Origin of the sequence: Rivibacter subsaxonicus (assembly GCF_004217215.1) — a bacterium.
Lineage (GTDB): Bacteria > Pseudomonadota > Gammaproteobacteria > Burkholderiales > Burkholderiaceae_C > Rivibacter > Rivibacter subsaxonicus.
The window spans coordinates 321,719-343,834 of sequence record NZ_SHKP01000005.1 but is presented as its reverse complement, the minus strand read 5'-3'; the positions used below and the strand labels follow the sequence as shown (position 1 = coordinate 343,834).

Genomic DNA, 22,116 nt, shown 5'->3' with positions numbered 1-22,116 from the left:
GCAAAGTGCGAGAAGTGGTAACGCAGGCGCCCACTGCAGCCGGCCCGAGATGGCGCGCGGCGCCGGCGACCCGCCGCATGGCAGCCACTCAATGCGCGCCAGCCGCGGTTCGCCAGGCAAGGCGCCGGGCCGCTGCGTTTGGTAACGGGAGCGGCAGGTGGTTACCCCCGGTCCGAGGGGGGGCTCAGACTCGGGCGTGTCGTGCCAGGCCGGCCTGCTTGCATTCGGTCGTCGGCGTTCTCGAGATCCCCCGTTTCCGGTCCTATCCCATGCACTCCGATTCACGGCGTCAGCCGTCTGCCGCTGCTCTGCCCGCCGCCGAGACTTCTCTCAAGCTCAACCCGGTCGTCGAATCGCTGGCCCTCGATCGCCTCGCCGCGCTCTTTGCCGGCGCGGCCGCCGCCAAGACTCGGGTCTTGCTCGGCGCGGGCATGCTGACGGCGGCCGCGATGTCATCGGGCATCGCCACCGCCGCCACCACCGGGACCGCCGACCTCGCCTGGACGGCCGCGTCGAGCGGCGGCGTGACGGGCTACCGCATCTATTACGGCGCGGCACCGCGCTCCTACGTGCAGCCGCTCGGCTCCGGCGTTGCCGCCGGCAGCGCGACCAGCTTCAAGCTGACCGGTCTGACCACCGGCCGCACCTACTACTTCGCGGTGACTTCGGTCGACGCGCAGGGCCGCGAAAGCGCCTACTCCAACGAAGCGAGCAAGGCGATCCCGGAACCCGCACCCGCACCCGCACCCGCACCCGCACCCGCACCCGCACCCGCACCGGCACCCGCACCCGCACCCGCACCCGCACCCGCACCGGCACCGGCACCGGCACCGGCACCCGCACCGGCACCCGCACCGGCACCGGCACCGGCACCGGCACCCGCACCCGCACCCGCACCCGCACCCGCACCCGCACCCGCACCCGCGCCCGCACCCGCACCCGCGCCCGCGCCCGCACCGGCACCGGCACCCGCAGGCGTGCTGCTTCTCGGGACGAAGACCACGGAGTCGTTCGTCAACACCAATCCCGCGGGCATGGCCGAGGCCTTCTCACTGACCGCCAAGGCAAGCGGAACGGCCAACGCGCTCAACGTCTTCCTTGACACCGGCAGCACCGCGACCAAGGTGATCGTCGGCGTCTATGCCGACGCGTCCGGCAAACCCGGACAGCGGCTGGCGACCGCGACGATCAGCGCGCCGAAGGCGAACGCGTGGAATGCTGTCAGCCTTCCCAGCAACATCAGCTTGACCGTCGGGACACGCTACTGGATCGGGCTGATGGCGCCGACGGGGTCGGGAACCATCAAGTTCAGGACCAGGAGTTCGGGCGCATCGGGCACGGCCGCGTCGGTGACGACCAGCCAGACCAACCTGACCGCCATGCCGACGAGCTGGTCGGTCGGCACGACCGCCAAGTACTCGCCGGTGTCGGCCTACCTCGTGTCCGTGAGCACAGCGCCCGCGCCGGCACCTGCGCCTGCCCCGGCACCCGCGCTGCTGATGGGCGTGAGCACGATCCAGGCGACAGTCGACTCCAATCCTTCGGGCATGGCCGAGGCGTTCATCTACACCGCCAGCGCAAGCGGATCCGCGACCTCGCTCAACCTCTACCTGGACGCCGGCAGCACCGCGACCAAGGTGATCGCCGGTGTCTACGCCGATGCGGCCGGCAAGCCGGGAGCATTGCTTGCCAGCGCCACGCTGGCCGCGCCGAAATCCGGCGCCTGGAACGCCTTGGGCATTCCGACGCTCAGTGTGAAGTCCGGTACTCGCTACTGGATCGCGCTGCTGACGCCGCCGGGCTCGGGCACCATCAAGTTCAGGGACGTGGCGTCCGGTGGCGGAGGCGCCGTCACGACCCAGCAGACCAACCTCACGACCCTGCCCGCGAGCTGGTCGGTGGGTGCGACTTATGCCAACTCGCCGCTGTCTGCCTACCTGAAGTAGGGCACCTCAGAGAAGACGTACCGGCGTCGACGGCGTCGCGCCGGCCGGCGCTTCCGGTCCGGGTCCGGAGGCGGCTGCGTCGGGCGCTTCCGGCGGCTAGGACGGACGGCATGGCGCCCAGAGCCTGCGGACGCCATTTCCTGTCGCGGCGCAGCAACGCGACTGCTCGTCTCGATCACGGGGTGAGCGCATCTGGCCTCGCCCTGCGTGACGCTGCCGTACGGGCGTAGCGCCCCGCCCTTCGATCCCCTTCCGATGCGCTCTGCCCCGTCCCCCCGATCAGAGGAAAACCTCAGGTCGCGGGGGGCGCAAGTCATCGACGCTCCTCTAACTCCTCGTTACATTGGCCTTGAACTAGGGGGCGAGGCAGAGTGATGGCTGGCGGGTCGTTTGATCGATCGGCGCTGCTGCCGCCGGCAGCCTTGCTCCCTGTTGCCAAGCCAATACGGCACGTCGCACAAGCGGCTTGTCCGACAACAGGGAGGCCGTGATGCCGGTTGACGACTCGGTCGAGTTGGGACGGGATGTCAAGATTTTCCAGCCTTCGCTGGTCAATCTCTATGGCTGCTCGATCGGCGACGAAACGCGGATCGGGGCCTTCGTCGAAATCCAGCGGGGAGCCCGCATCGGAGCGCGCTGCAAGATTTCCTCGCACAGCTTCGTTTGCGATGGCGTGACGATCGAGGACGAGGTCTTCGTCGGCCACGGCGTCATGTTCACCAACGACCGCGCCCCGCGCGCCACCAACGCCGACGGTGCTTTGCAGACCGGGCAGGACTGGAGCCTGGAGCCCACCCTTCTCAAGCGCGGCGCCTCGATCGGCAGCAACGCGACCATCGTCTGCGGCGTGACGATCGGAGTTCGCGCGCTGGTCGGTGCCGGCGCCGTGGTCACGCGCGACGTGCCCGACCACGCCATCGTCGCCGGTGTTCCGGCGCGAATCGTCGGCGACGTGCGTACGCACCGCGATGGCGCCGCCGTCGGCGACGAACAGTGCGCGGCCCGATCCATCGAGCCGGACGGCGCACTCATGCGCGCCGTTGCTTAAGACACGAGCGGAGGGCAGGAACATGATCAAGATCGGTGTGGTTGGCTATGGCTACTGGGGGCCGAACCTGGTGCGCAACTTCATGGAGACACCGGGGGCCACGGTCGCCGCTGTTTCGGACCTCGACCCGGCCAAGCTCGAGCTGGTCCGCAAGCGCTACCCCACGATCCAGACCACGACCGACGTGCGCGAGTTGCTTGCCGACCCGACGATCGACGCGATCGCAATCGCCACGCCGGTTCGCACCCACTACGAGCTCGGGCTCGAGGTGCTGATGGCCGGCAAGCACCTGTGGCTCGAGAAGCCGATGACCGAGACCTCGGTCCAGGCGCGCCGCCTGGTCGACGAGGCCCAGCGGCGCAATCGCGTGCTGATGGTCGACCACACCTTCGTCTACACCGCCGCGGTACGCAAGATGGCGGACCTGGTGCGGGCTGGCGAACTCGGCCGCATCTACTACTACGACTCGATGCGCGTGAACCTCGGTCTGTTCCAGCGCGACGTGAGCGTGATCTCGGATCTGGCCGTGCACGACTTCTCGATCCTCGACTACGTCTTCGGCGAGAGTCCGGTTGCCATCTCGGCCAGCGGCACGAACCACTTCCCCGGTACGCCGGAGAACCTGGCCTACGTCACGCTGTTCTACGAGTCCGGAATGATCGCGCACGCCAACGTCAGCTGGCTGGCGCCGGTGAAAGTGCGCCAGATCCATGTCGGCGGCAGCCAGAAGATGATCACCTACGACGACCTCGAGCCGAGCGAAAAGATCAAGGTCTACGACAAGGGCGTCAGCTTCACCGACGACCCGCAGCACATCCAGGCCATGCGCATCGGCTACCGCAGCGGCGACATGTGGGCACCGATGCTCGCGGCCACCGAGGCGCTCCGCGTCGAGGGCGAACACTTCGTTGACTGCATCGTCAACGGCAAGACCCCGTTGACCGACGGCCGGCTCGGCCTGCGCGTGGTCGAGCAGATCGAAGCCGCGAACCTGTCGATGCGTCGACGCGGCGAAACCGTCGAACTTCGTCAGCAGGAGAAGGCAGCGTGATCCCATTTGTCGACCTGAAGGCGCAGTACGCCTCGATCAAGACCGAAGTCAACGCGGCAATCCAGGGCGTGCTGGAGAGCTGCCAGTTCACGCTGGGCAGCGAGGTCGTGGCCTTCGAGCAGGAGTTCGCGGCCTACTGCCAGGGGCAGCACGGCATCGGCGTCAACACCGGTACCAGCGCGCTGCACATGGCGTTGCTCGCGGCCGGCATCGGCCCCGGCGACGAGGTCATCACGGTGCCGTTCACCTTTGTCGCCACGGTCGCGGCGATCCAGTACGCCGGCGCCACGCCGGTGCTGGTCGACATCGATCCGAAGACCTTCACCATCGACGTCGGTGCCATCGAGGCGGCGATCACGCCGCGCACGAAGGCGATCATGCCGGTACACCTCTACGGGCAGCCGGCCGACATGGATCCGATCCTAGAGATCGCACGTCGCCACGGCCTGATCGTGATCGAGGACGCGTGCCAGGCCCACGGCGCCGAGTACAAGGGCCGCCGCGTCGGCAGCATCGGCGACATGGGCTGCTTCAGCTTTTATCCCGGCAAGAACCTCGGCGCCTGCGGCGAGGGCGGCATGGTCGTCACCAACAACGCCGAGTACGCGCGCACGATCCGCATGCTGCGCGACTGGGGCGCCGAGAAGAAGTACCACCATGTGATGAAGGGCTACAACTTCCGGCTCGAAGGCATCCAGGGCGCGGTGCTGAGGGTCAAGTTGCGCCATCTCGAGGCATGGACCGAGGCACGTCGCCGCGCCGCGGCCAGCTACGAGCGGCACCTCGCCGGCAGCGGCATCGCGACGCCGCAGGCCGCCGCCTATGCCCGCCACGTGTACCACGTGTATGCGATCCGCACGCAGCATCGGCAGGCCTGGCAGGAGCAGTTGCTTGCCGCCGGCATCCAGACCGGTGTGCACTACCCGATCCCCGTTCACCTGCAGCCGGCCTACGCAGATCTCGGCTACGGCGTGGGTGCCTTCCCACACGCCGAGCGGGCCTCGGCCGAGGTTCTGTCGCTGCCGATGTTCCCCGAGTTGAGCGAGGCGCAGTGCGAGACGGTGTGCGCTGCGCTGCGCGCGCTGGCGCCGGTGGACAGCCCCGCGCTGGCGATGGCCGGCGCGGCTTGAGACTCCAGACGCGACGGCGATCACGATGTCTGCCGCCATTCAGGCGCGTAGCGCCAGCAACCAGGACCTGCTGATCTTCCCGTGCAATGGCAATGCATTGGAGGCGCTCGACTGCCTGGGCGCCGCCTTCCGTTGCATTGGCTTCGTCGATGACACGCCGGCCAAGCAGGGCGCTCGCGTCGGCGGCCTGCCGGTGCTCGGCCGCGCCGCGTTGCTCGAGCATCCGCAGGCGCTGGTTCTGGCGGTGCCAGGGGGGCCGGCGTCGTTTCGCTCTCGACTGCAACTGATCGCCGGGCTCGATATCGATCCCCGGCGTCTTGCCACGGTGATCCACCCGAGCGCGCGTATCTCGCCGCTCGCCACCATTGGGCGCAACGTGCTGATCATGGCGGGCGTCGTGGTCACCAGCAACGCCGTGATCGACGACCACGTCTGCGTGCTGCCGAACACCGTCATTCACCACGACGCGCACATCGGCGAGGGTTGCCTGATCGGATCGAACGTGACGGTCGCCGGGGGCGTCGCGCTCGGTCGCAACAGCTACGTCGGCAGCGGCAGCTCCTTGAAGAACGGTATCGAGATCGGCGCCGGCGCGCTGGTTGGTCTTGGCAGCAATGTGCTTCACCGCGTCCCGCCTGGCGCGACCGTCGCCGGCAATCCGGCGCGATCCCTGCAACAGTAGCGGGAGCTGGCAATGTCCTACGTCGCAGCAGACGAATCGAGCAGGCCGACCGTGGACAGGGCCGATCCGGAGTCCGCAGCGCGGGTCGTCGCCTTCCCGAGTGGTGCAGCCAGTCCGCTCGGACGTGGCCAGACGTCGACGTCAGACAGCGCCGCCCGCCACCGCCGCGCAAGCGACGCACCGCTGGCGGCCGACGGCGCGCCGATCGACAGCAATGACGATCACTCGCGCAGCGACTTCTTCGCCACCCTGCTGGCCACGGTGCGCCACAGCGAGCGTACCGGCGCGCCGCTGGCAATCGCGGTCTTCAGCATCGATCCCGAGAAGCACAACAGCATCGGTGCGGCAAACCGCTTGCTCAAACTGCTGCACATGGCCAAGCGCGACTCGGACGTTCTCGGCTACCTCGACAGCGAGCGCGCCGCCGTGCTTTTGGTCGACACCGACCTGTGTGGGGCGCAGCGCTTCACCCAGCGCGTGGGCCGGCGGGCCGCCGACCTGGGCCGCTCGGCGGTCAGTGCGGTCTATCCGGACGCGCTGTTCGACCAGGTGATCCGCGACTGTCGCGAGGTCGGCGAGCGCTCGACGTTGCCGCCCTACATCTATCGCGGCCCGGACGCCTTCGGCTACCCGCTCAAGCGCAGCCTCGACGTCATCGGCGCCGCACTCGCGCTGGTCCTGCTCTCGCCGCTGATGCTGCTGACCGCGCTGGCCGTCAAGCTCAGCTCGCCGGGGCCCGTGATCTTCAGGCAGACGCGGCTCGGCAAGGGCGGGGTGCCGTTCGAGTTCCTCAAGTTCCGCTCGATGTTCGTTGCCAACGACGACGCGGCTCACCGCGCCTACGTGGCTCGACTCATCGCCGGCGAGCATGAACCCGGGCAGCAAGGTGACGGGCCGCTCTACAAGATCGGCGCCGACCCGCGTATCACGGCCGTCGGCAACGTCATTCGCAAGACGAGCATCGACGAGCTGCCGCAACTGTGGAACGTCCTCAAGGGCGACATGAGCCTGGTCGGCCCCCGGCCGCCGCTGAACTACGAGGTGGAGCGCTACCGCGCCTGGCACCTGCGCCGGACGCTCGACGCCCAGCCGGGCATCACCGGCGTGTGGCAGGTATCCGGGCGCAGCAACGTGTCCTTCGACGAGATGGTGCGCATGGACCTGCGCTACATCCGCCACTGCTCGTTGAAGATGGATCTGAAGATCCTGGCCAAGACCGTGATCGTGGTGCTGCGCGGAGACGGTGCGAGCTGAGACTTTGAACATGGAGTTGGTGACCCAATGAAGCTCGACGGTGCAAGCATCCTCGTGACCGGCGGCTGCGGCCTGATCGGCTCGAGCACGATCGATCTGTTGTTGCGCGAGCATTCGCCGGCGCGCATCCACATCGTCGACAACATGAGCCGCGGCACGCTGCACAACGTCGAGCGCGCACTGGGCGACCGGCGTGTGAGCCTGACGGTGGCTGACATCCGTGACCCGCACGCCGTGCAGACGGCGATGCGTGGCGTCGACGCCGTGCTGCACATGGCGGCGCTTCGCATCACCGCCTGCGCGGCCGATACGCGTGAGGCGCTGCAGGTCATGTGCGACGGCAGCTTCAACGTTGTCGAGGCCGCGCGTGCTACGGGCGTCAAGCGCCTGGTCGCCGCGTCGTCGGCGTCGATCTACGGCCTGGCAACCGTCTTTCCGACTCCCGAGGACCACCATCCGTACAACAACCAGACCTGGTACGGCACCAGCAAGGTGATGCTCGAGGGGCTGCTGCGCTCGTACCACGCGATGTACGGGCTGCCCTACGTGGCGCTGCGCTACTTCAACGTCTACGGGCCGCGGATGGACATTCACGGCAAGTACACCGAGGTGCTGATCCGCTGGATGGAGCGCATTGCCGCCGGGCAGCCGCCGCTGATCCTGGGCGACGGGCTGCAGACCATGGACTTCGTCTACATCGACGACGTGGCGCGCGCCAACGTGCTGGCGCTGGCCTCCGACGTCAGCGACGAGGTGTTCAATGTGGCCAGTGGCACCGAGACGAGCCTGCGCGAACTGGCGGCCGCGCTCTCGCGTGTGATGGGGGCAGACGATAGCCCCGAGTTTGGCCCCGAGCGTCAGGTCAATCCGGTCTCGAGGCGGCTTGCCGACACCGCCAAGGCTGAACGCCAGCTCGGCTTCAAGGCACAGACTGATCTCGACGAAGGGCTCGAGCGCCTCGTGTCCTGGTGGCAGGCGCAGACCGTCAAGGCGGAGGCCGCATGATCCCGATCACGCGCCCACTGATGGGCGAGCCCGAGGCCGAGGCCGCGCGCCGCGTCATCCTCAGCGGCTGGACCACCCAGGGGCCGGAGGTCGCGGCCTTCGAGAACGAGTTCGCAAACCTGGTTGGTGCGCCGCATGCCTGCGCGGTGTCCAACTGCACCACCGCGCTGCACCTTGCGTTGCTGGTGGCGGGTGTCGGGCTTGGTGACGAAGTCATCACCGTCAGCCATTCGTACATCGCTACCGCGAACAGCGTTCGCTACTGTGGCGCGACACCGGTGTTCGTCGACATCGAGCCGCACAGCTACAACATCGATCCGCGCCTCGTCGAGGCCGCCATCACGCCGCGTACGCGGGCCATCCTCTGCGTCCACCAGATCGGCCTGCCGTGCGACCTAGCGGCCCTGGTGCCGCTGGCGCGCGCGCACGGGTTGCCACTGGTCGAAGACGCGGCCTGCGCCGTCGGCAGCGAGGTGCTCTGGAACGGCCAATGGGAGCCGATCGGCCGCCCGCATGGCGACGTGGCCTGCTTCTCATTGCATCCGCGCAAGGTGATCAGCACCGGCGATGGCGGCGTGCTGACGACGCGTCATGCCGATTGGGATCAGCGCTACCGACTGCTGCGCCAGCATGCGATGAGCGTGCCGGCCTCGGTGCGCCATGGCGCTGCCCAGGTCATCTTCGAGCAATACCCGGAGGTCGGCTTCAACTACCGCATGACCGACATCCAGGCCGCGGTGGCCCGCGAGCAGCTCAAGCGCCTGCCGGGCATCGTGAGCGAGCGTCGTGCACTTGGCGCGCAGTACCCGGCGTTGCTGGCCGACATCCGTGGGCTGTCGCTGCCCTCGGAGCCCGCCTGGGCGCGTACGAATTGGCAGAGCTACTGCGTGCAACTGCCCGCGCATTGCGACCAGCGCCAGGTCATGCAACAGATGCTCGATGCCGGCGTTGGTACCCGTCGCGGCATCATGTGCAGCCACCGGGAGCCGGCCTATGCCGGCATGACGCGACCGCACCCGCTGCCGCGCTCCGAAGCGGCGCAGGATCGCTGCATTCTGCTGCCGCTGTTCCCGGGGATGACGCCGCAACAGCAGGGCCAGGTGGCCGAAGCGCTGGCGCAGGCGTGCGCGACGACCAACGCCTTCGCATGAACCCGACACCGGCATCGACGGCGCATGCGACGTCGGAGGGTGCCGCACTGGCGCCAGCGGCGCCGGTGAAAAGCAGCTATCAGCAGATCCTCTCGGCCTGCATGCTGATGGGCGGGTCCTCGGCAATCAACATTGCCGTCTCCATCGTGCGCACGAAGGTGGTGGCTGTGCTGCTGGGTCCGGCGGGCTTTGGCCTGATGGGCATGTTGTCTGCAATCGCCGACCTGGCTCACAGCCTGGCGAGCATGGGCATCAACAACAGCGGCGTGCGGCAGATCGCCGAAGCTCAGGCTGCTGGCGATACCGAGCGAGTGGGCCGAAGCGCCGCCGTGCTCAGGCGTGTTGCGTGGCTGCTGGGTCTGAGTGGCGCGTTGCTGGTTGTAGTGCTCAGTGCGCCAATCGCAAGACTCAGCTTTGGTGACGAGCGCCACGCTGGCGCGGTCGCGCTGCTGGCACTGGCCGTATTCCTCAGGCTGATCGCCAGTGGCCACGCGGCCGTGCTGCAGGGGGCGAGGCGCATCGCCGACCTGGCACGCATTGGGGCCTGGGGCGCTGCCGTCAGCGCGGTTGCCACGGTGTTGATCGTTTTCTGGCTGGGCGAGGCCGGCGTGGCGCCTGCCCTGGTTGCCAGCGCCGCCGTCCAAGTGCTGATCGTGTGGCACTACGCACGGCGCCTGGACATCAGCCGCGTTGCGGTGGCGTGGTCTGACACCTGGCGTGAGAGTCGCCCGCTGCTCCAACTGGGCTTTGCCTTCATGGCAAGCGGCCTGTTGATGATGGCGGCTTCGTACGTCGTGCGCCTGATCGTGCTGCACAACGGCGGTCTCGAGTCGGCCGGGTACTTCCAGGCGGCCTGGACGCTGGGTGGGCTGTACGTGGGCTTCATCCTCGGCGCAATGAGCGCTGACTTCTATCCGCGACTGGTGGGCTTGGCGACGCAACACGACCAGATGAACCAGCTGGTCAACGAGCAGACCCGTGTCAGCGTCCTGCTTGGCGGACCCGGTGTGATCGGTACGCTGATTCTCGCGCCACTGCTGGTGCCGATGTTCTACAGCCCGCAGTTCGCAGCGGCTGTCGACGTGCTGCGTTGGATCTGCCTCGGAATGGCCGTCAGGGTGGTGAGCTGGCCGATCGGCTATGTCGTGATTGCTAAAAATCGACGGGCACTCTTCGTTGCCGTTGATGCCGGCTGGACCGCGCTGTATCTCGCGCTCTGCTGGACACTAGTCGGGAAGTTCGGTCTGGTGGGCGCTGGTATCAGCTTCTTGCTAGCCAACATGTTTCACCTCGTTTTGATTGCGGTCGTGGCTCGCAGACTTGTTGGGTTCGCCTGGAGCCAGGCGAACGCTAGGCTTCTGCTCGCGTATGCGGCATGCGCCGCACTTGCCTGGATCGCGCCCTACTTCGGTAGCGCTTGGGCACATCTCATGTCCGGTGCGGCGTTGCTGCTCGTCAGCGGCTACGCCGTCAGGTCGCTGGTCCTGTTGTCTGAAGCAGACCTCGTGCCCTGGGCACGTCTGCGCGCATTGCTAAAGGGACAACGCACGTGAAGTCCATTGACGTAGTAGTGCCCTGCTACAACTACGGAGCATTCCTGCGTGAATGCGTCGAAAGCGTTCTGTCGCAGTCGGTCAGCGATTTGCGCGTGCTCATCATTGATGACGCTTCGCAGGACAACACTCCCGATGTCGCCCAAGAACTTGCACGTGCGGATCGGCGAGTGACCTTTGTGCGCCATCCGAAGAACGCGGGGCACATCGCCACCTACAACGAGGGCATCGATTGGTGCGCGGCGCAGCTGTCGATGCTGCTGTCGGCGGATGACTATCTGCTCCCCGGTGCACTAGGGCGTGCAATCGACGTCTTTGACCGTCACCCGCGGCTCGGGCTGGTGTTTGGCAACAGCAAAGTGTTGACGGCGAACGGCCGCCTGACTGACCAGCGTTGCAGCGCGCTCGAAGGCACTGGCGCCGCAACGGAAGTCATCGGCGCCGATCAGTTCATCAGGCTGTCCAAGGCAACAAACATTGTTCCAACACCGACGGCCGTGACATCGACCGAGATGGTGAAGGGAAGCGGTGGGTATCTGGCCTCGCTTCCTCATACCGCGGACATGGAGATGTGGTGGCGACTGGCCGTACTGGGAGGGGTTGGCTTCGTTCACGACTTTCAGGCCGTGTACCGCCGCCATGATCTGAACATGTCGACCGCGTACTCGCAGGATCGGCACGGCCTAGGAGATCTCCGCGGTCGACGAGATGCGGTCGACTACTTCTTCCGTGCCTGGGGCGGCAGGCTCGAGCACGCTGTTGCATTGCGCGCCGATGCGCTTCGTGTGCTGAGCATGACCGCGGTCGGCATGGCTGGAGATGCGGTCCTTGCTTCTGACGATACAGCGGTCAGAGCACTTTGCTCGTTTGCCGAGGAACTGAACCCGGCGATACGTCGCAGCCCTCAATGGCAGAAGCTAGCGCTCAAGCAGTTGATCGGACCGCGCGCGTGGCGAGCGCTGCGCACGCTTGCCACCCCATGGCGGCTCTCCGCGTAGTGTTTCGTCGCCTCCTTGGTGTCGCGCATGTGGATATCAGAGCTCTTGGCCTGAGCGACGGTGTCGAGTCGATGAACCCCAGCGCCGAAACCCGTCAAGCGCAGCGCCATCTGCGCACATTGATCTCGGCCGGCCACGAGACTCAAGAGCGATCGAAAGCGCACTCAGTCGAAACGCCGGCGCACAGCAAGCCTGCGAGGCGCGTGTTGGTGTTCAGCCACGCAATGTCGCGCAACGGCGCAAGCCTGCTGTTGCTGCAAATGTTGCGCTGGCTCAAGCAGCACGGCAACTTTCAGATTGATGTCGTGAGCGATGGACACGGGCCGCTTGTCGAGGACTTCCGCGCTATTGCATCCGTGACCATCGTGTCGAGCATGCCGTACCCGATTCGGCTGCTGCCGTCCAGGTGGGCGCGACCGGTCGCGTCGGCTTGGTTGCGCGCCAAGCTTCGTGCATTGACGCTTGGCCGTCGGTACGACTTGGTGTACGCAAACACGGCGGCGGTCTGGCCGTACGTCGCGGCGCTCGGCGATCGGCCCCCACCGTTGATCTGGCACATCCACGAGCTTCCCTATGCGCTCGGACTGACGCTACCGGATGACGGGGCGCGAGGGGCACTGCGTGCTGCCAATAGAGTCGTCGCGGTCTCGCGCGCAGTCGCGCAGGCGTTGAGCAGCGGCTACGCCGTCAGGCCGGAGTGCATCGACCAGATATACGGCTTTGTTCCCGACGAAGCCCCGTCCTTGGCAATTCGGGCGGAGCTTCGGGCCAAGGTTCGCCATCAGCTAGGTCTGCCAGAAGACGCGTTCGTGGTTGGCGGCTGTGGCGGTCTGGGTTGGCGCAAGGGCACTGACCTGTTCCTGCAGATCGCGCGGCTCGCACAGCGCGCCGACGGCGCACAGCGGGTGCACTTTCTGTGGGTAGGTGGTGCGCAGTGCGGATCTCCTGAAGCAATGCAGTTCGACTTCGATGTCAAGCAACTGGGCTTGGAGGCGGTTTGCTGCAGGGTGCCAGCAACGGCAGATGTGTCTGCCTACTACTGCGCCATGGATGCCTTCGCACTCACATCGCGCGAGGATCCCTTTCCGCTGGTCGCCCTCGAAGCGGCCACGCATCGCCTGCCGGTGGTGTGCTTTGCGATGGCTGGTGGCACGCCGGAGTTCGTGGCCGGCGACGCCGGGCGCGTTGTTCCCTACCTGAACTTGACCGCCTTCGTCGCGGCACTGCGGGAACTGGCATGCCAGCCCGAGCTTGGAGCGCGCCTGGGGGAGGCCGGCCGTCAGCGGGTACTGCGCGAGCACAGCATTGACGCTCAGGGACCCAGGCTGCTGCGCAGCGTCGAGCGGTGCCTGGAAGCCGCCTGAGGTCGCGCCGTGTACGCCACCGACAACGCCACCAACATCAGCGCCTTCGGCCTGATCTTCGGCCTGCTGATGTGCTTGCTGATGCTGGTGCTGCCGCGTCGGCATGCCGTGGTGCCGATCGTCGCGCTGGTCTGCTACATGACGATGGGCCAGCGCATCCTGATCCTCGACCTCAACTTCACGCTGATCCGCTTGCTGGTGCTGTTCGGCTTCGTGCGCATGCTGATGCGCGGCGAGGCGCAGCTCGACAAGCCGAGTCCGCTTGATCGCGCAATGGTCTGGTGGGTCGTTGCGAGCATCGTGACCTACACGGCGCTGTGGCAGACAAGCTCTGCCTTCGTCAATCGGCTTGGCCTGGCCTACGACGCGCTCGGTCTCTACTTCCTGTTTCGCGTACTGGTGCGCAACGTTGACGAGATGCGCTTTGTTGTGCGCCTGTTCGCGCTGATGGTGGCTCCGGTGGCGATCAGCATGATCGTCGAGAAATTGTCGGGGCAGAACCCCTTTGCGGCCTTCGGCGGCGTGCCGCCCAATGCGCTGGTGCGCGAAGGCGTCATTCGGTGCCAGGGGCCGTTCATGCACCCGATCCTGGCCGGAGCCTTTGGCAGCGCGTTGCTGCCGCTCTTCGTCGGGCTCTGGTGGCAGCGCGATGGCAAGCGCTCGACGGCGCTCATCGGCATCGTCTCGGCGCTGGTGATTGTCGTCACCTCCGGCTCCAGCGGGCCCGTGATGGCGGCCGGCGCTGGCGTGATTGCCTTGGCGATGTGGCCCTGGCGCCAGCACATGCGCACCGTGCGCTGGGGTCTGGGACTCACCGTACTCACATTGCACCTGGTCATGGCTGCGCCCGTGTGGTTCCTGCTCGCCCGGGTCGGCGTCTTTGGCGGCTCGACGTCGTATCACCGCGCGATCCTGATCGATCACGCGGTCAACCGCTTCTCCGAATGGTGGCTGGTCGGCACGTACTCGACCGCGCATTGGGGCTACTACATGTTCGACGTGACCAACCAGTACGTGCTGATCGCAGTGCAGGGTGGCCTGATCTCGCTGGTACTTTTCATCGTGATCATCGTCCGCGGCTTTGGCTCGGCGGGTCGTGCCGTGCACGCCTGGGAAAGTGCCGATCGCGGCGAGCAGCGCTTCCTCTGGGCGCTTGGCGCCTCCTTGCTGGTGCACTGCTTCAACTACATCTCGGTGCCGTACTTCGACCAGAACATCGTGAACTGGTACCTGCTGCTGGCGATGCTCGCGACAGCAGGCACGCTGGTGCCGGACGGCACCGCAGCCGAGGCGGCGAAGCCTCCCGACGGCATTGCCGGCGGTACCAACCCCTGGCGCAACCGTGAGCGCCGAGTGACCGGGCGGCTGGATCCTGCTGTTTCCCATCAAGTTGGAGGCCACCGATGCTGACCCTGGGCGCCGAGGAACTCGTAGTCGCCACCCACCTGGCGCAGGCCGTGGCGGCGCTTGCCAGGACGGTCGAGGGCCAGCACGGCGGAGACGACAACTACCTGCAGGGGCAGATCACGCGCTACATGCGCGCCGCGGCGCGGATCGCGGAGGTGTGTCCTGCCGGCGGGAAAGTGCTGGATATCGGCAGCCACTATCTCCACCAGAGCGTGTTGTTGCGCGAGTTGGGCTACGAAGTCGTTGGCATGGATATCGGCCTGTTCGCGGAGGCTGGATTTGTCGTGGAGCGCGCCCGGCGTCACGACATCCAGAACTTCGCCGTCAACGCCATCGAATCGGGCGAATTCCTGCCCGGCCTCGAGGGCCAGTTCGACCTGATCGTCTTTACCGAGATCCTCGAGCACATCACCTTCAATCCGGTCCGGTTCTGGGCCCGCGTCTACGAGTTGCTTAAGCCGGGTGGCGTCATCTATCTGTCGACGCCGAACGCGTTGCGGCCGGCCGCATTCGTGCGGCAGCTTCTCGACCTGCTGCGCTTGCGTGGCATCGGCATCGGCCTCGACGAGATCATGGGCAGCGTGACCTACGGTCACCACTGGAAGGAGTATTCGGCGTGGGAGATCCGGCGCTACTTCGCCTTGCTCTCGCCGGACTTCGATGTCGGCATTCGCTGGTACTCGTCCGAGTCGCCCGACGCGCGCGGCGTCAAGGCGCTGCTCAAGCGCGCCATCGCCAAGGTGCCGATGTTTCGTTCGGACATCGAGGCGGTCATCGTGCGACGTGGCAGCCTCGGCTTCTCGGCACGGCCGCCGCAGTTGCCGATGCACGCCACGCCGGCCTAGAACTTCAGCCACCCGACTGCGCGGAACTACCCATGCTCGATATCGTTGCGGCCACCAATGACGAGGATGTCCTCGGGCGGAACCTGCTCAGGTCGCCGGTGCTTGCGCTGCCAGGCGTAGGCCTGCATCTGCAGCGCGGGTGCAAGTCTGCGGCCGCCGCCTACAACGCGGGGCTGCGGGCGGCGCGCCACGACGTCGTGGTGTTCGCGCATCAGGACGTCTATCTGCCAAGCGGCTGGAGCGAGCGACTCTTGGAGCAGATCGAGCGCGTCGAACGGCTGCAGCCGCGCTGGGCGGTGCTCGGCATCTATGGCATCGGCACTGACGGTCGGCACGTCGGACAGGTGTGGAGTTCCGGTCTGAACGCCGTCTTTGGCAGCAAGTTCGAACAGCCCGCTCCCGTCCAGTCGGTCGACGAGTTGCTGATCGTGCTGCGACGGAGTTCGGGCATTCGCTTCGACGATGCGCTGCCTGGCTTCCATGTCTACGGCACCGACATCGTGCAGCAGGCGCTGGCTGGCGGGCACGGTGCCTTCGTCGTCTGCGCACCGGCGATCCATAACTCGCGCCCAAGCCGCTACCTGGGGGCGGACTACTTCGAGGCCTACCGCCATGTCGCTGCGAAGTGGCGCGACCGCCTGCCAATCGAGAGTTGCGCCGCACCGCTGCTGCCCGCGGGGCCGCGCTACCTGCGCTTGCGACTGCGCCACCGCCTGAGTGAGTGGCGTCACGCCGGCGTCGATCGCCGCACGCTCGACCGCAACTACGACAGCGCGGCCATCGCGCGCCGACTGGGCTTCGAATGAACACGGCAACTCCGTCCATCCTGGATTCCGAGGTCCGCGCGAGCCGATCCGTGGCCACCGTGCGCGACCGCAGTCGTCCGCTGCGTGTCTGCATGGTTGCCTACACGTTCTACGAGAACGACGGTCGAGTCATGCGCTATGCCGAGGCGCTGGCGCAGGAAGGCGCCGAGGTCGACGCCATCGTGCTTGCGCGCGAGGGGCAGCCACGCGATGTGTCGATCAATGGCGTACGCGTGCTGCGGGTCCAGACAAGGCAGAAGAACGAACGCAGCAAGCTTGCCTACCTGACTCGCATCGGTCGCTTCTTCCTGCGCTCGATGTTCGAGTTGAGCCGCCGGCACTGGACGCGCTCCTATGACCTGATCCACGTGCACTCGGTGCCGGACTTCGAGGTGTTCGCGGCCCTGCTGCCCAAGCTCAGCGGCGCACGCGTCATCCTGGACATTCACGACATCGTGCCCGAGTTCTACGCGGCGAAGTTCGGCGTCGGTCACGACTCACTCGTATTCAAGGCGCTGAAGCTCGTCGAACGCGGGTCGGCGGCATTTGCCGACCACGTGATCATCGCCAACGATCTCTGGCTGGAGAAGATCGCGGCGCGCGCGACAGCGCGCGAAAAGTGCTCGTCGTTCATCAACTATCCAGACCTGAACGTGTTTCGTCCGGAGCTTCGGACACGAGCCGCCGACGATGGCCGCTTCGTGCTGTCGTACCCCGGAACGCTGAACTGGCATCAGGGACTCGACATCGCCATCCGGGCTTTTGCGCTGGTCCGTCACGAAACGCCGGGAATGGAATTCCACATCCACGGCGAGGGTCCGGCGCGCGCGGAACTCGAGCGGCTCATCGCGGAACTCGACCTGGCCGATCGGGTCCGGCTGCACCAACCGGTGCCGCTGCGAGAGGTCGCTGCGGTGATGGCAAATGCCGATCTTGGCGTGGTACCGAAGCGCGACGACAAGTTCGGAGGCGAGGCCTTCAGCACCAAGATTCTCGAGTTCATGGCGCTCGGCGTTCCGCTGGTGGTCGCGGACACGCGCATCGACCGGCACTACTTCGATGCCACGCTGCTTCGCTACTTCCGGGCCGGCGACGAGGAGGACCTTGCGCGTGTGCTGCTCGATGCCTACCGCGACCGCGCGCTTGGCAAGGAGCTCGCGGCGCGGGCGCTCGAGCACGTGCAGCACAACAGCTGGGGCGTCAACAAGAGTCGCTATTTCTCGATCGTTCAGGAGCTCGTCGATGGTCGCTGAGGCATTCGCAGGGCTGCGCGTCGATCGGCTGCTCACGCTCGGGCTGTTCGCGCCGTTGCGGCGCATCGGCGCCTCGGCCGAGGCGCCGACGATCCCGCTCCTGATGTATCACAGCGTTGCCGACGATATCGATCGCGACGTGCATCCGTACTTCCGCACCGTGACGACGCCGCGCAGCTTCGAGGCCCAGGTGCGCTGCCTGCGCGAGCGAGGCCTCCAAGGCATCACGCTGTCCGAGGCGATGCGCCTGTTGGCCGCCGCGGACTTGGGCGCGCTGCAGCGCAAGGTCGTGCTGACCTTCGACGACGGCTTCCGCGACTTTCGCACCGTGGCCTGGCCCATCCTCCAGCGCGCCGGCTTCGGCGCGACGGTGTTCATGCCAACCGCCTACATCGGCAAGTCCTTCGTCACCGGCCGCGACTGCCTCGACGCCGCGGAGATTCGCGGCCTCGTTGCCGATGGCGTCGAGTTCGGTTCGCACTCGCACAGCCATTGCCGCCTGTACACGCTCGACGAACTCGCTCTCGCTCGCGAATTGCGCTTGTCCAAGTCGGTGCTCGAAGACGCGAGCGGCCAGGCGGTGACGCTGTTCTCCTACCCTTATCGCTTCCCGGAAGAGGACGCGCACTTCACCGGCCGCTTGCGTGAGCAGCTCGACCGCGCCGGCTACAGGGCCGGAGTCACGACGGCGATCGGTCGCGCGCGTGTCGGCGACGATGCCTGGCTGCTGCCGCGGTTGCCTGTCAACGATTGCGACGATGCCGCGCTGCTCGGTGCCAAGCTTGACGGCCACTACGACTGGTTGCGGACCGGGCAGCGCTTGCGCAAGCGCGCGCGCGCCGTGCTTGGTTCCCGGGCCGGCGCCTGAAGGCCGAGGACAGCATGGCTCCGTACGTGATCGTTACTCCCGTCCGCGATGAGGAGAGCTTCATCGCGAGGACTGTTGCATCGGTACTCGGGCAGACCCACCGACCACTGCGTTGGCTCATCGTCGACGATGGCTCGACTGACCGCACCGCGCAGATCGTCCGCGAGATGATGGGCGGCGTCGACTGGATCGACGTCGTCTCCACCGGGTCGACCCGTCGTCGCTTGGGCAGCGCGGAGGTGGAGGCCTTCAGCCTGGGGCTTGCGGCGCTCGATCCCGAGCTCGACTACGAGTTCGTGGTCAAGCTCGACGGCGACGTCGAGCTCGAGCCCGACTACTTCGAACGCGTGGTCGGGCGCATGCAGGCCGATCCACGCTGGGGCATCGCCTCTGGCGTCTATTGCGAAGAGCACCAGGGCCGGTGGGAGCCCGTTTCGATGCCGACCTACCACGCGGCCGGTGCATCGAAGGTCGTGCGGCGCCGGTGCTTCGAGCAGATCGGCGGCTTCGTCGCCAGGAAGGGCTGGGATACGGTCGACGAGATCCGTGCCGGACTCCTAGGTTGGCGCACCGGTCACTTTGACGACATACGCTTTCGCCACCTCAAGCCGGAAGGGGCGGCGATGGGCAGCTTGAGCACGCATCGCTTCCACGGCGAGATCTACTACCAGACCGGCGGGGGCCCCATGTTCCTGCTCGCGAAAGTGGCGCACCGAGCCTGCACAGCCAAGCCCTACCTGCTTGGCGGCGCTGCGATGCTGACCGGCTACCTGGTGCCGCTCGTCGCGCGCCGCCAGCGGCTGGTCAGCGATGCCGAAGCGCGCTACTACCGGTCGATGCTCAACCGTCGGCTGCTGGGTGGTCGCACGCGCGCCCAGGAACCTAGCTAATCGACAGGGCAGCGAAGCAATGTGCGGAATCAGCGGAATCTTCAATCTGGACGGTGCTCCGGTCGATCGCGACCGTCTGCAGTCGATGACCGACACCCTGCATCACCGCGGCCCCGACGGTTCGGGCCTGTTCGTCGACGGCGCAATCGGGCTCGGCCACCGGCGGCTCAGCATCATCGATCTCGAAGGCGGGAGCCAGCCGATAGGCAACGAAGACGACAGCATCCAGGTCGTCTTCAACGGCGAGATCTACAACTTCATCGAACTCCGCGACGAGCTCATCGCCGCCGGCCATCGCTTCAAGACCAGGTCCGATACCGAGGTCATCGTCCATGCCTACGAGCAGTGGGGAACGGACTGCCTGAACCGGTTCAACGGGATGTTCTCCTTCGCGCTGTGGGATGGCCGCGAGCGGCGCCTCTTTCTTGCGCGCGATCATCTCGGCGTCAAGCCGCTTTACTACCACCGCACCGGCAACACGCTGCTGTTCGGCTCAGAGGTCAAGTCGCTTCTGTCCTACCCGGACTGCACGCGCGATGTCGACCTGCGTGCGCTCGGCGAACTTTTCACTTTCCGCTACGTGCCATCGCCGCGCACGCTGTTCTCGGGCATCAGCAAGCTGCCTCCGGGCCACTTCATGGTCGCCGACCAGGCCGGCATATCGATCCGGCGCTTTTGGAACTGGGTGCCGAAGCACCTTAGCGACCCCAACGAGGGCGCGCTGATCGAGGAGTACCTCGAGCTGGTCGACAGTGCCGTGCGCCTGCAACTGCGCAGCGACGTGCCGGTGGGTCTGTTCCTCAGTTCCGGCGTCGACTCGGCCTCGCTGCTGTCGGCCATGCGCCGCCAGCTCACCGGCCGGATCCACACCTTCACGATCGGCTTCGAAGGTGGGGAGAAGAGCAACGAGACGGACGATGCGAGCGACCTCGCCCGGCACTTCGGCACCGATCACGAGCAGATGATCGTCGGCGCCTCGGACTACGAGCAGTACTTCGAGCGCTACATGTGGGATCTCGAGGAACCGGTCGGCAACGAGAGCGCGGCGGCGTTCTACTTTGTCAGCCTGATCGCGAGCCGCCGGGTGAAGGTCGTACTCACCGGCCAAGGAGCCGACGAGCCCTGGGCCGGATACCAGCGCCACCTGGGCGTCCAGTTGTCGGAGAGCTACCGGCGACTGCCGCGCTGGCTGACCGGCGGGCTGATCAAGCCGGCGGTGCAGGCGCTGCCGCGCAACGAGCGGCTCAAGCGCGGCGTGGCGACGCTCGATGAGCCAGACGACCTCACGCGCTTCACCAAGATCTACTCCTTCTTCACGCCGGAAATGCGCTCGCGGCTGTTCAGCCAGGACATGCGTGCCGAGATCGGCTACCAGGCCTACGAGGCGCGCGAGGCGCTGGCCCACCTGCAGCGCGATGTCGCGTCGATGGACCCGGTGAGCCAGATGCTCTACATGGACACCAGAGCGAGCCTGCCGGACGACCTGCTGATGGTGAACGACAAGATGTCGATGGCCAACTCGATCGAGTCGCGCGTGCCGTTCCTCGACCGCCGCCTGGTCGAGTTCGTCGAGACGCTGCCGACGCGCTACAAGTTGCGCTCCTCCAGCGGCAAGTACCTGCACAAGAAAGCGCTCGAGCGCTGGCTACCGCCGGCCGTCGTGCATCGCAAGAAGAAGGGTTTCGACAATCCGGTGCAGCAGTGGCTGCGCTCGAAGCTGCTTCAGCATGTCGAGTCGGCGCTGTTCAGCGCCGACTCGTCGATCCGCCAGTACTTCGATGTCGACTATGTCCGTCGGCTGGTCGACCTGCATGGCCAGGGTCGAGAAAACTACATGCGGCACATCTATCTGCTGGTGTCCTTCGAGATGTGGCACCGTCGCTTCATGAGGGGCGCGTGATGGACGTCTCGATCTGCATCGTCAACTGGAACACCCGCGAGTTGTTGCGCGCGTGCCTGCGTTCGATCGCGAGCTGCACCGAGGGCATCGACTACGAAGTGATCGTCGTCGACAACGAATCCTCCGATGGCAGCGCGGCAATGGTGGGCCAACAGTTCCCGCAGGTGAAGCTGGTGGCGGCGGGGGCCAATCTCGGCTTTGCGCGCGGCAGCAATCTCGCGGCGCGGCACGCGACCGGCGACTTCGTTCTCTATCTCAACCCTGACACCGAGCTGGTGACCAACGCGGTGGCCGGCATGTGGCAGTTCTTGCAGCGCGACCCCGCGAGCGGCGCAGTCGGATGCCGGATCCTGAACTCCGATGGCTCGATCCAACTGACTTGCGCGAGCGCCTTCCCGTCGCCGCGCAACGAGCTGTCCTCGATGCTGCTGCTCGACCGCGTGTTCCCGAGCAGCCGTCTGTTCAGTGCGCGTGAACTGGGCTACTGGGACCACGAAGACAGCCGCGTGGTCGACTGCCTGTCGGGAGCCTGCATGATGGTTCGGCGCGAACTCGTCGAGCAGTTGGGTGGCTTTGACGAGCAGCTCTTCATGTATGGCGAGGATCTCGATCTCTGCTGCCGTCTTGGCCGTCTTCAATTGCAGCTCTACTACCTGGCGACCGAGGTGATCTATCACCACGAAGGCGCAGCCAGCCGCAAGAAGGGACGCAGCTTCGCACCGCTGTTCCAGCGCGCCTCGAACTACTACTTCCTGCGCAAGAACTTCGGACCGGTGCGCGCGCTCGCCTACCGCGGCGCGGTGTCGATCGGCGCCGGCGCGCGCCTCGTGGTCGGCGCCGCCAGCCTGCCGCTCTGGGTCTGGCGCAGGAGCGAGAACTCGCCGCGGGCGCGCGACTTCATGGCGAGGCACGGCGACCTGCTGCTCTGGTCGCTTGGCCTCAGGGGTACTCCGGCGCGCTGAGGT

Annotated in this window: 19 protein-coding genes; all 19 read left to right on the top strand. The window is 66.5% G+C overall.

Features of this window, described 5'->3' with window-relative positions; all coding sequences use genetic code 11:
• Nucleotides 1-269 precede the first annotated feature (269 nt).
• Nucleotides 270-1,946: a choice-of-anchor R domain-containing protein gene (locus EV670_RS07590; RefSeq protein ID WP_165393265.1), complete on the top strand. Its 1,677-nt coding sequence runs from the start codon at nt 270-272 to the stop codon at nt 1,944-1,946.
• A gap of 490 nt (nt 1,947-2,436) precedes the next feature.
• Nucleotides 2,437-2,994 carry an acyltransferase gene (locus EV670_RS07585; protein ID WP_130431235.1) on the top strand — a complete coding sequence of 186 codons (558 nt, stop codon included), beginning with the start codon at nt 2,437-2,439 and terminating at the stop codon, nt 2,992-2,994.
• A 22-nt stretch (nt 2,995-3,016) separates the two neighbouring features.
• Nucleotides 3,017-4,045, top strand: coding sequence for a Gfo/Idh/MocA family protein (locus tag EV670_RS07580; RefSeq protein WP_130431234.1), 1,029 nt, complete (start codon nt 3,017-3,019; stop codon nt 4,043-4,045).
• Nucleotides 4,042-5,175: a DegT/DnrJ/EryC1/StrS family aminotransferase gene (locus EV670_RS07575; RefSeq protein WP_130431233.1), complete on the top strand. Its 1,134-nt coding sequence runs from the start codon at nt 4,042-4,044 to the stop codon at nt 5,173-5,175. The genes EV670_RS07580 and EV670_RS07575 overlap by 4 nt, the downstream gene beginning before the upstream one ends.
• A 25-nt stretch (nt 5,176-5,200) precedes the next feature.
• Nucleotides 5,201-5,857, top strand: coding sequence for a NeuD/PglB/VioB family sugar acetyltransferase (locus tag EV670_RS07570; RefSeq protein WP_130431232.1), 657 nt, complete (start codon nt 5,201-5,203; stop codon nt 5,855-5,857).
• Nucleotides 5,858-5,869: 12 nt separating this feature from the next.
• Complete coding sequence (locus EV670_RS07565) at nt 5,870-7,111, top strand: sugar transferase (RefSeq protein WP_207225022.1); 1,242 nt, start codon at nt 5,870-5,872, stop codon at nt 7,109-7,111.
• 27 nt (nt 7,112-7,138) lie between these two features.
• On the top strand, nt 7,139-8,116 hold the full coding sequence (locus EV670_RS07560; RefSeq protein ID WP_130431231.1) for an NAD-dependent epimerase/dehydratase family protein: 978 nt from the start codon (nt 7,139-7,141) through the stop codon (nt 8,114-8,116).
• Nucleotides 8,113-9,267: a DegT/DnrJ/EryC1/StrS family aminotransferase gene (locus EV670_RS07555; RefSeq protein WP_130431230.1), complete on the top strand. Its 1,155-nt coding sequence runs from the start codon at nt 8,113-8,115 to the stop codon at nt 9,265-9,267. The genes EV670_RS07560 and EV670_RS07555 overlap by 4 nt, the downstream gene beginning before the upstream one ends.
• Nucleotides 9,264-10,820, top strand: coding sequence for an O-antigen translocase (locus tag EV670_RS07550; RefSeq protein WP_130431229.1), 1,557 nt, complete (start codon nt 9,264-9,266; stop codon nt 10,818-10,820). Before EV670_RS07555 ends, EV670_RS07550 begins: the two co-directional genes overlap by 4 nt.
• The gene (locus EV670_RS07545; protein WP_130431228.1) at nt 10,817-11,818 is read left to right on the top strand and encodes a glycosyltransferase family 2 protein; all 1,002 of its coding nucleotides are present in this window, start codon (nt 10,817-10,819) and stop codon (nt 11,816-11,818) included. The genes EV670_RS07550 and EV670_RS07545 overlap by 4 nt, the downstream gene beginning before the upstream one ends.
• A gap of 71 nt (nt 11,819-11,889) precedes the next feature.
• Nucleotides 11,890-13,182 (top strand): glycosyltransferase family 4 protein, encoded by a 1,293-nt coding sequence (locus EV670_RS07540; RefSeq protein WP_165393264.1) that lies wholly within the window; start codon nt 11,890-11,892, stop codon nt 13,180-13,182.
• A gap of 9 nt (nt 13,183-13,191) precedes the next feature.
• Complete coding sequence (locus EV670_RS07535; RefSeq protein ID WP_130431226.1) at nt 13,192-14,592, top strand: O-antigen ligase family protein; 1,401 nt, start codon at nt 13,192-13,194, stop codon at nt 14,590-14,592.
• A gap of 47 nt (nt 14,593-14,639) precedes the next feature.
• Nucleotides 14,640-15,434: a class I SAM-dependent methyltransferase gene (locus tag EV670_RS07530; protein WP_165393263.1), complete on the top strand. Its 795-nt coding sequence runs from the start codon at nt 14,640-14,642 to the stop codon at nt 15,432-15,434.
• 32 nt (nt 15,435-15,466) lie between these two features.
• Nucleotides 15,467-16,240 (top strand): glycosyltransferase, encoded by a 774-nt coding sequence (locus EV670_RS07525; RefSeq protein ID WP_130431224.1) that lies wholly within the window; start codon nt 15,467-15,469, stop codon nt 16,238-16,240.
• Nucleotides 16,156-17,493 (top strand): glycosyltransferase family 4 protein, encoded by a 1,338-nt coding sequence (locus EV670_RS07520; RefSeq protein ID WP_130431223.1) that lies wholly within the window; start codon nt 16,156-16,158, stop codon nt 17,491-17,493. The genes EV670_RS07525 and EV670_RS07520 overlap by 85 nt, the downstream gene beginning before the upstream one ends.
• The gene (locus EV670_RS07515; RefSeq protein WP_165393262.1) at nt 17,483-18,361 is read left to right on the top strand and encodes a polysaccharide deacetylase family protein; all 879 of its coding nucleotides are present in this window, start codon (nt 17,483-17,485) and stop codon (nt 18,359-18,361) included. Before EV670_RS07520 ends, EV670_RS07515 begins: the two co-directional genes overlap by 11 nt.
• Before the next feature lie 14 nt (nt 18,362-18,375).
• On the top strand, nt 18,376-19,251 hold the full coding sequence (locus EV670_RS07510) for a glycosyltransferase family 2 protein (protein WP_130431221.1): 876 nt from the start codon (nt 18,376-18,378) through the stop codon (nt 19,249-19,251).
• Complete coding sequence (gene asnB, locus EV670_RS07505) at nt 19,172-21,151, top strand: asparagine synthase (glutamine-hydrolyzing) (RefSeq protein WP_130431220.1); 1,980 nt, start codon at nt 19,172-19,174, stop codon at nt 21,149-21,151. The genes EV670_RS07510 and asnB overlap by 80 nt, the downstream gene beginning before the upstream one ends.
• Entirely contained in the window at nt 21,151-22,113 is a 963-nt protein-coding gene (locus EV670_RS07500; RefSeq protein WP_130431219.1) for a glycosyltransferase family 2 protein, read from the top strand. Before asnB ends, EV670_RS07500 begins: the two co-directional genes overlap by 1 nt.
• The last annotated feature ends 3 nt before the right edge of the window (nt 22,114-22,116 follow it).

What these genes read in the sequence shown, in the direction of transcription:
- EV670_RS07590 (WP_165393265.1), top strand. Translation starts at nt 270, where the DNA reads ATGCACTCCGATTCACGGCGTCAGCCGTCTGCCGCTGCTCTGCCCGCC.
- EV670_RS07585 (WP_130431235.1), top strand. Translation starts at nt 2,437, where the DNA reads ATGCCGGTTGACGACTCGGTCGAGTTGGGACGGGATGTCAAGATTTTC.
- EV670_RS07580 (WP_130431234.1), top strand. Translation starts at nt 3,017, where the DNA reads ATGATCAAGATCGGTGTGGTTGGCTATGGCTACTGGGGGCCGAACCTG.
- EV670_RS07570 (WP_130431232.1), top strand. Translation starts at nt 5,201, where the DNA reads ATGTCTGCCGCCATTCAGGCGCGTAGCGCCAGCAACCAGGACCTGCTG.
- EV670_RS07565 (WP_207225022.1), top strand. Translation starts at nt 5,870, where the DNA reads ATGTCCTACGTCGCAGCAGACGAATCGAGCAGGCCGACCGTGGACAGG.
- EV670_RS07560 (WP_130431231.1), top strand. Translation starts at nt 7,139, where the DNA reads ATGAAGCTCGACGGTGCAAGCATCCTCGTGACCGGCGGCTGCGGCCTG.
- EV670_RS07555 (WP_130431230.1), top strand. Translation starts at nt 8,113, where the DNA reads ATGATCCCGATCACGCGCCCACTGATGGGCGAGCCCGAGGCCGAGGCC.
- EV670_RS07550 (WP_130431229.1), top strand. Translation starts at nt 9,264, where the DNA reads ATGAACCCGACACCGGCATCGACGGCGCATGCGACGTCGGAGGGTGCC.
- EV670_RS07540 (WP_165393264.1), top strand. Translation starts at nt 11,890, where the DNA reads ATGAACCCCAGCGCCGAAACCCGTCAAGCGCAGCGCCATCTGCGCACA.
- EV670_RS07525 (WP_130431224.1), top strand. Translation starts at nt 15,467, where the DNA reads ATGCTCGATATCGTTGCGGCCACCAATGACGAGGATGTCCTCGGGCGG.
- EV670_RS07515 (WP_165393262.1), top strand. Translation starts at nt 17,483, where the DNA reads ATGGTCGCTGAGGCATTCGCAGGGCTGCGCGTCGATCGGCTGCTCACG.
- EV670_RS07510 (WP_130431221.1), top strand. Translation starts at nt 18,376, where the DNA reads ATGGCTCCGTACGTGATCGTTACTCCCGTCCGCGATGAGGAGAGCTTC.
- asnB (WP_130431220.1), top strand. Translation starts at nt 19,172, where the DNA reads ATGCCGAAGCGCGCTACTACCGGTCGATGCTCAACCGTCGGCTGCTGG.
- EV670_RS07500 (WP_130431219.1), top strand. Translation starts at nt 21,151, where the DNA reads ATGGACGTCTCGATCTGCATCGTCAACTGGAACACCCGCGAGTTGTTG.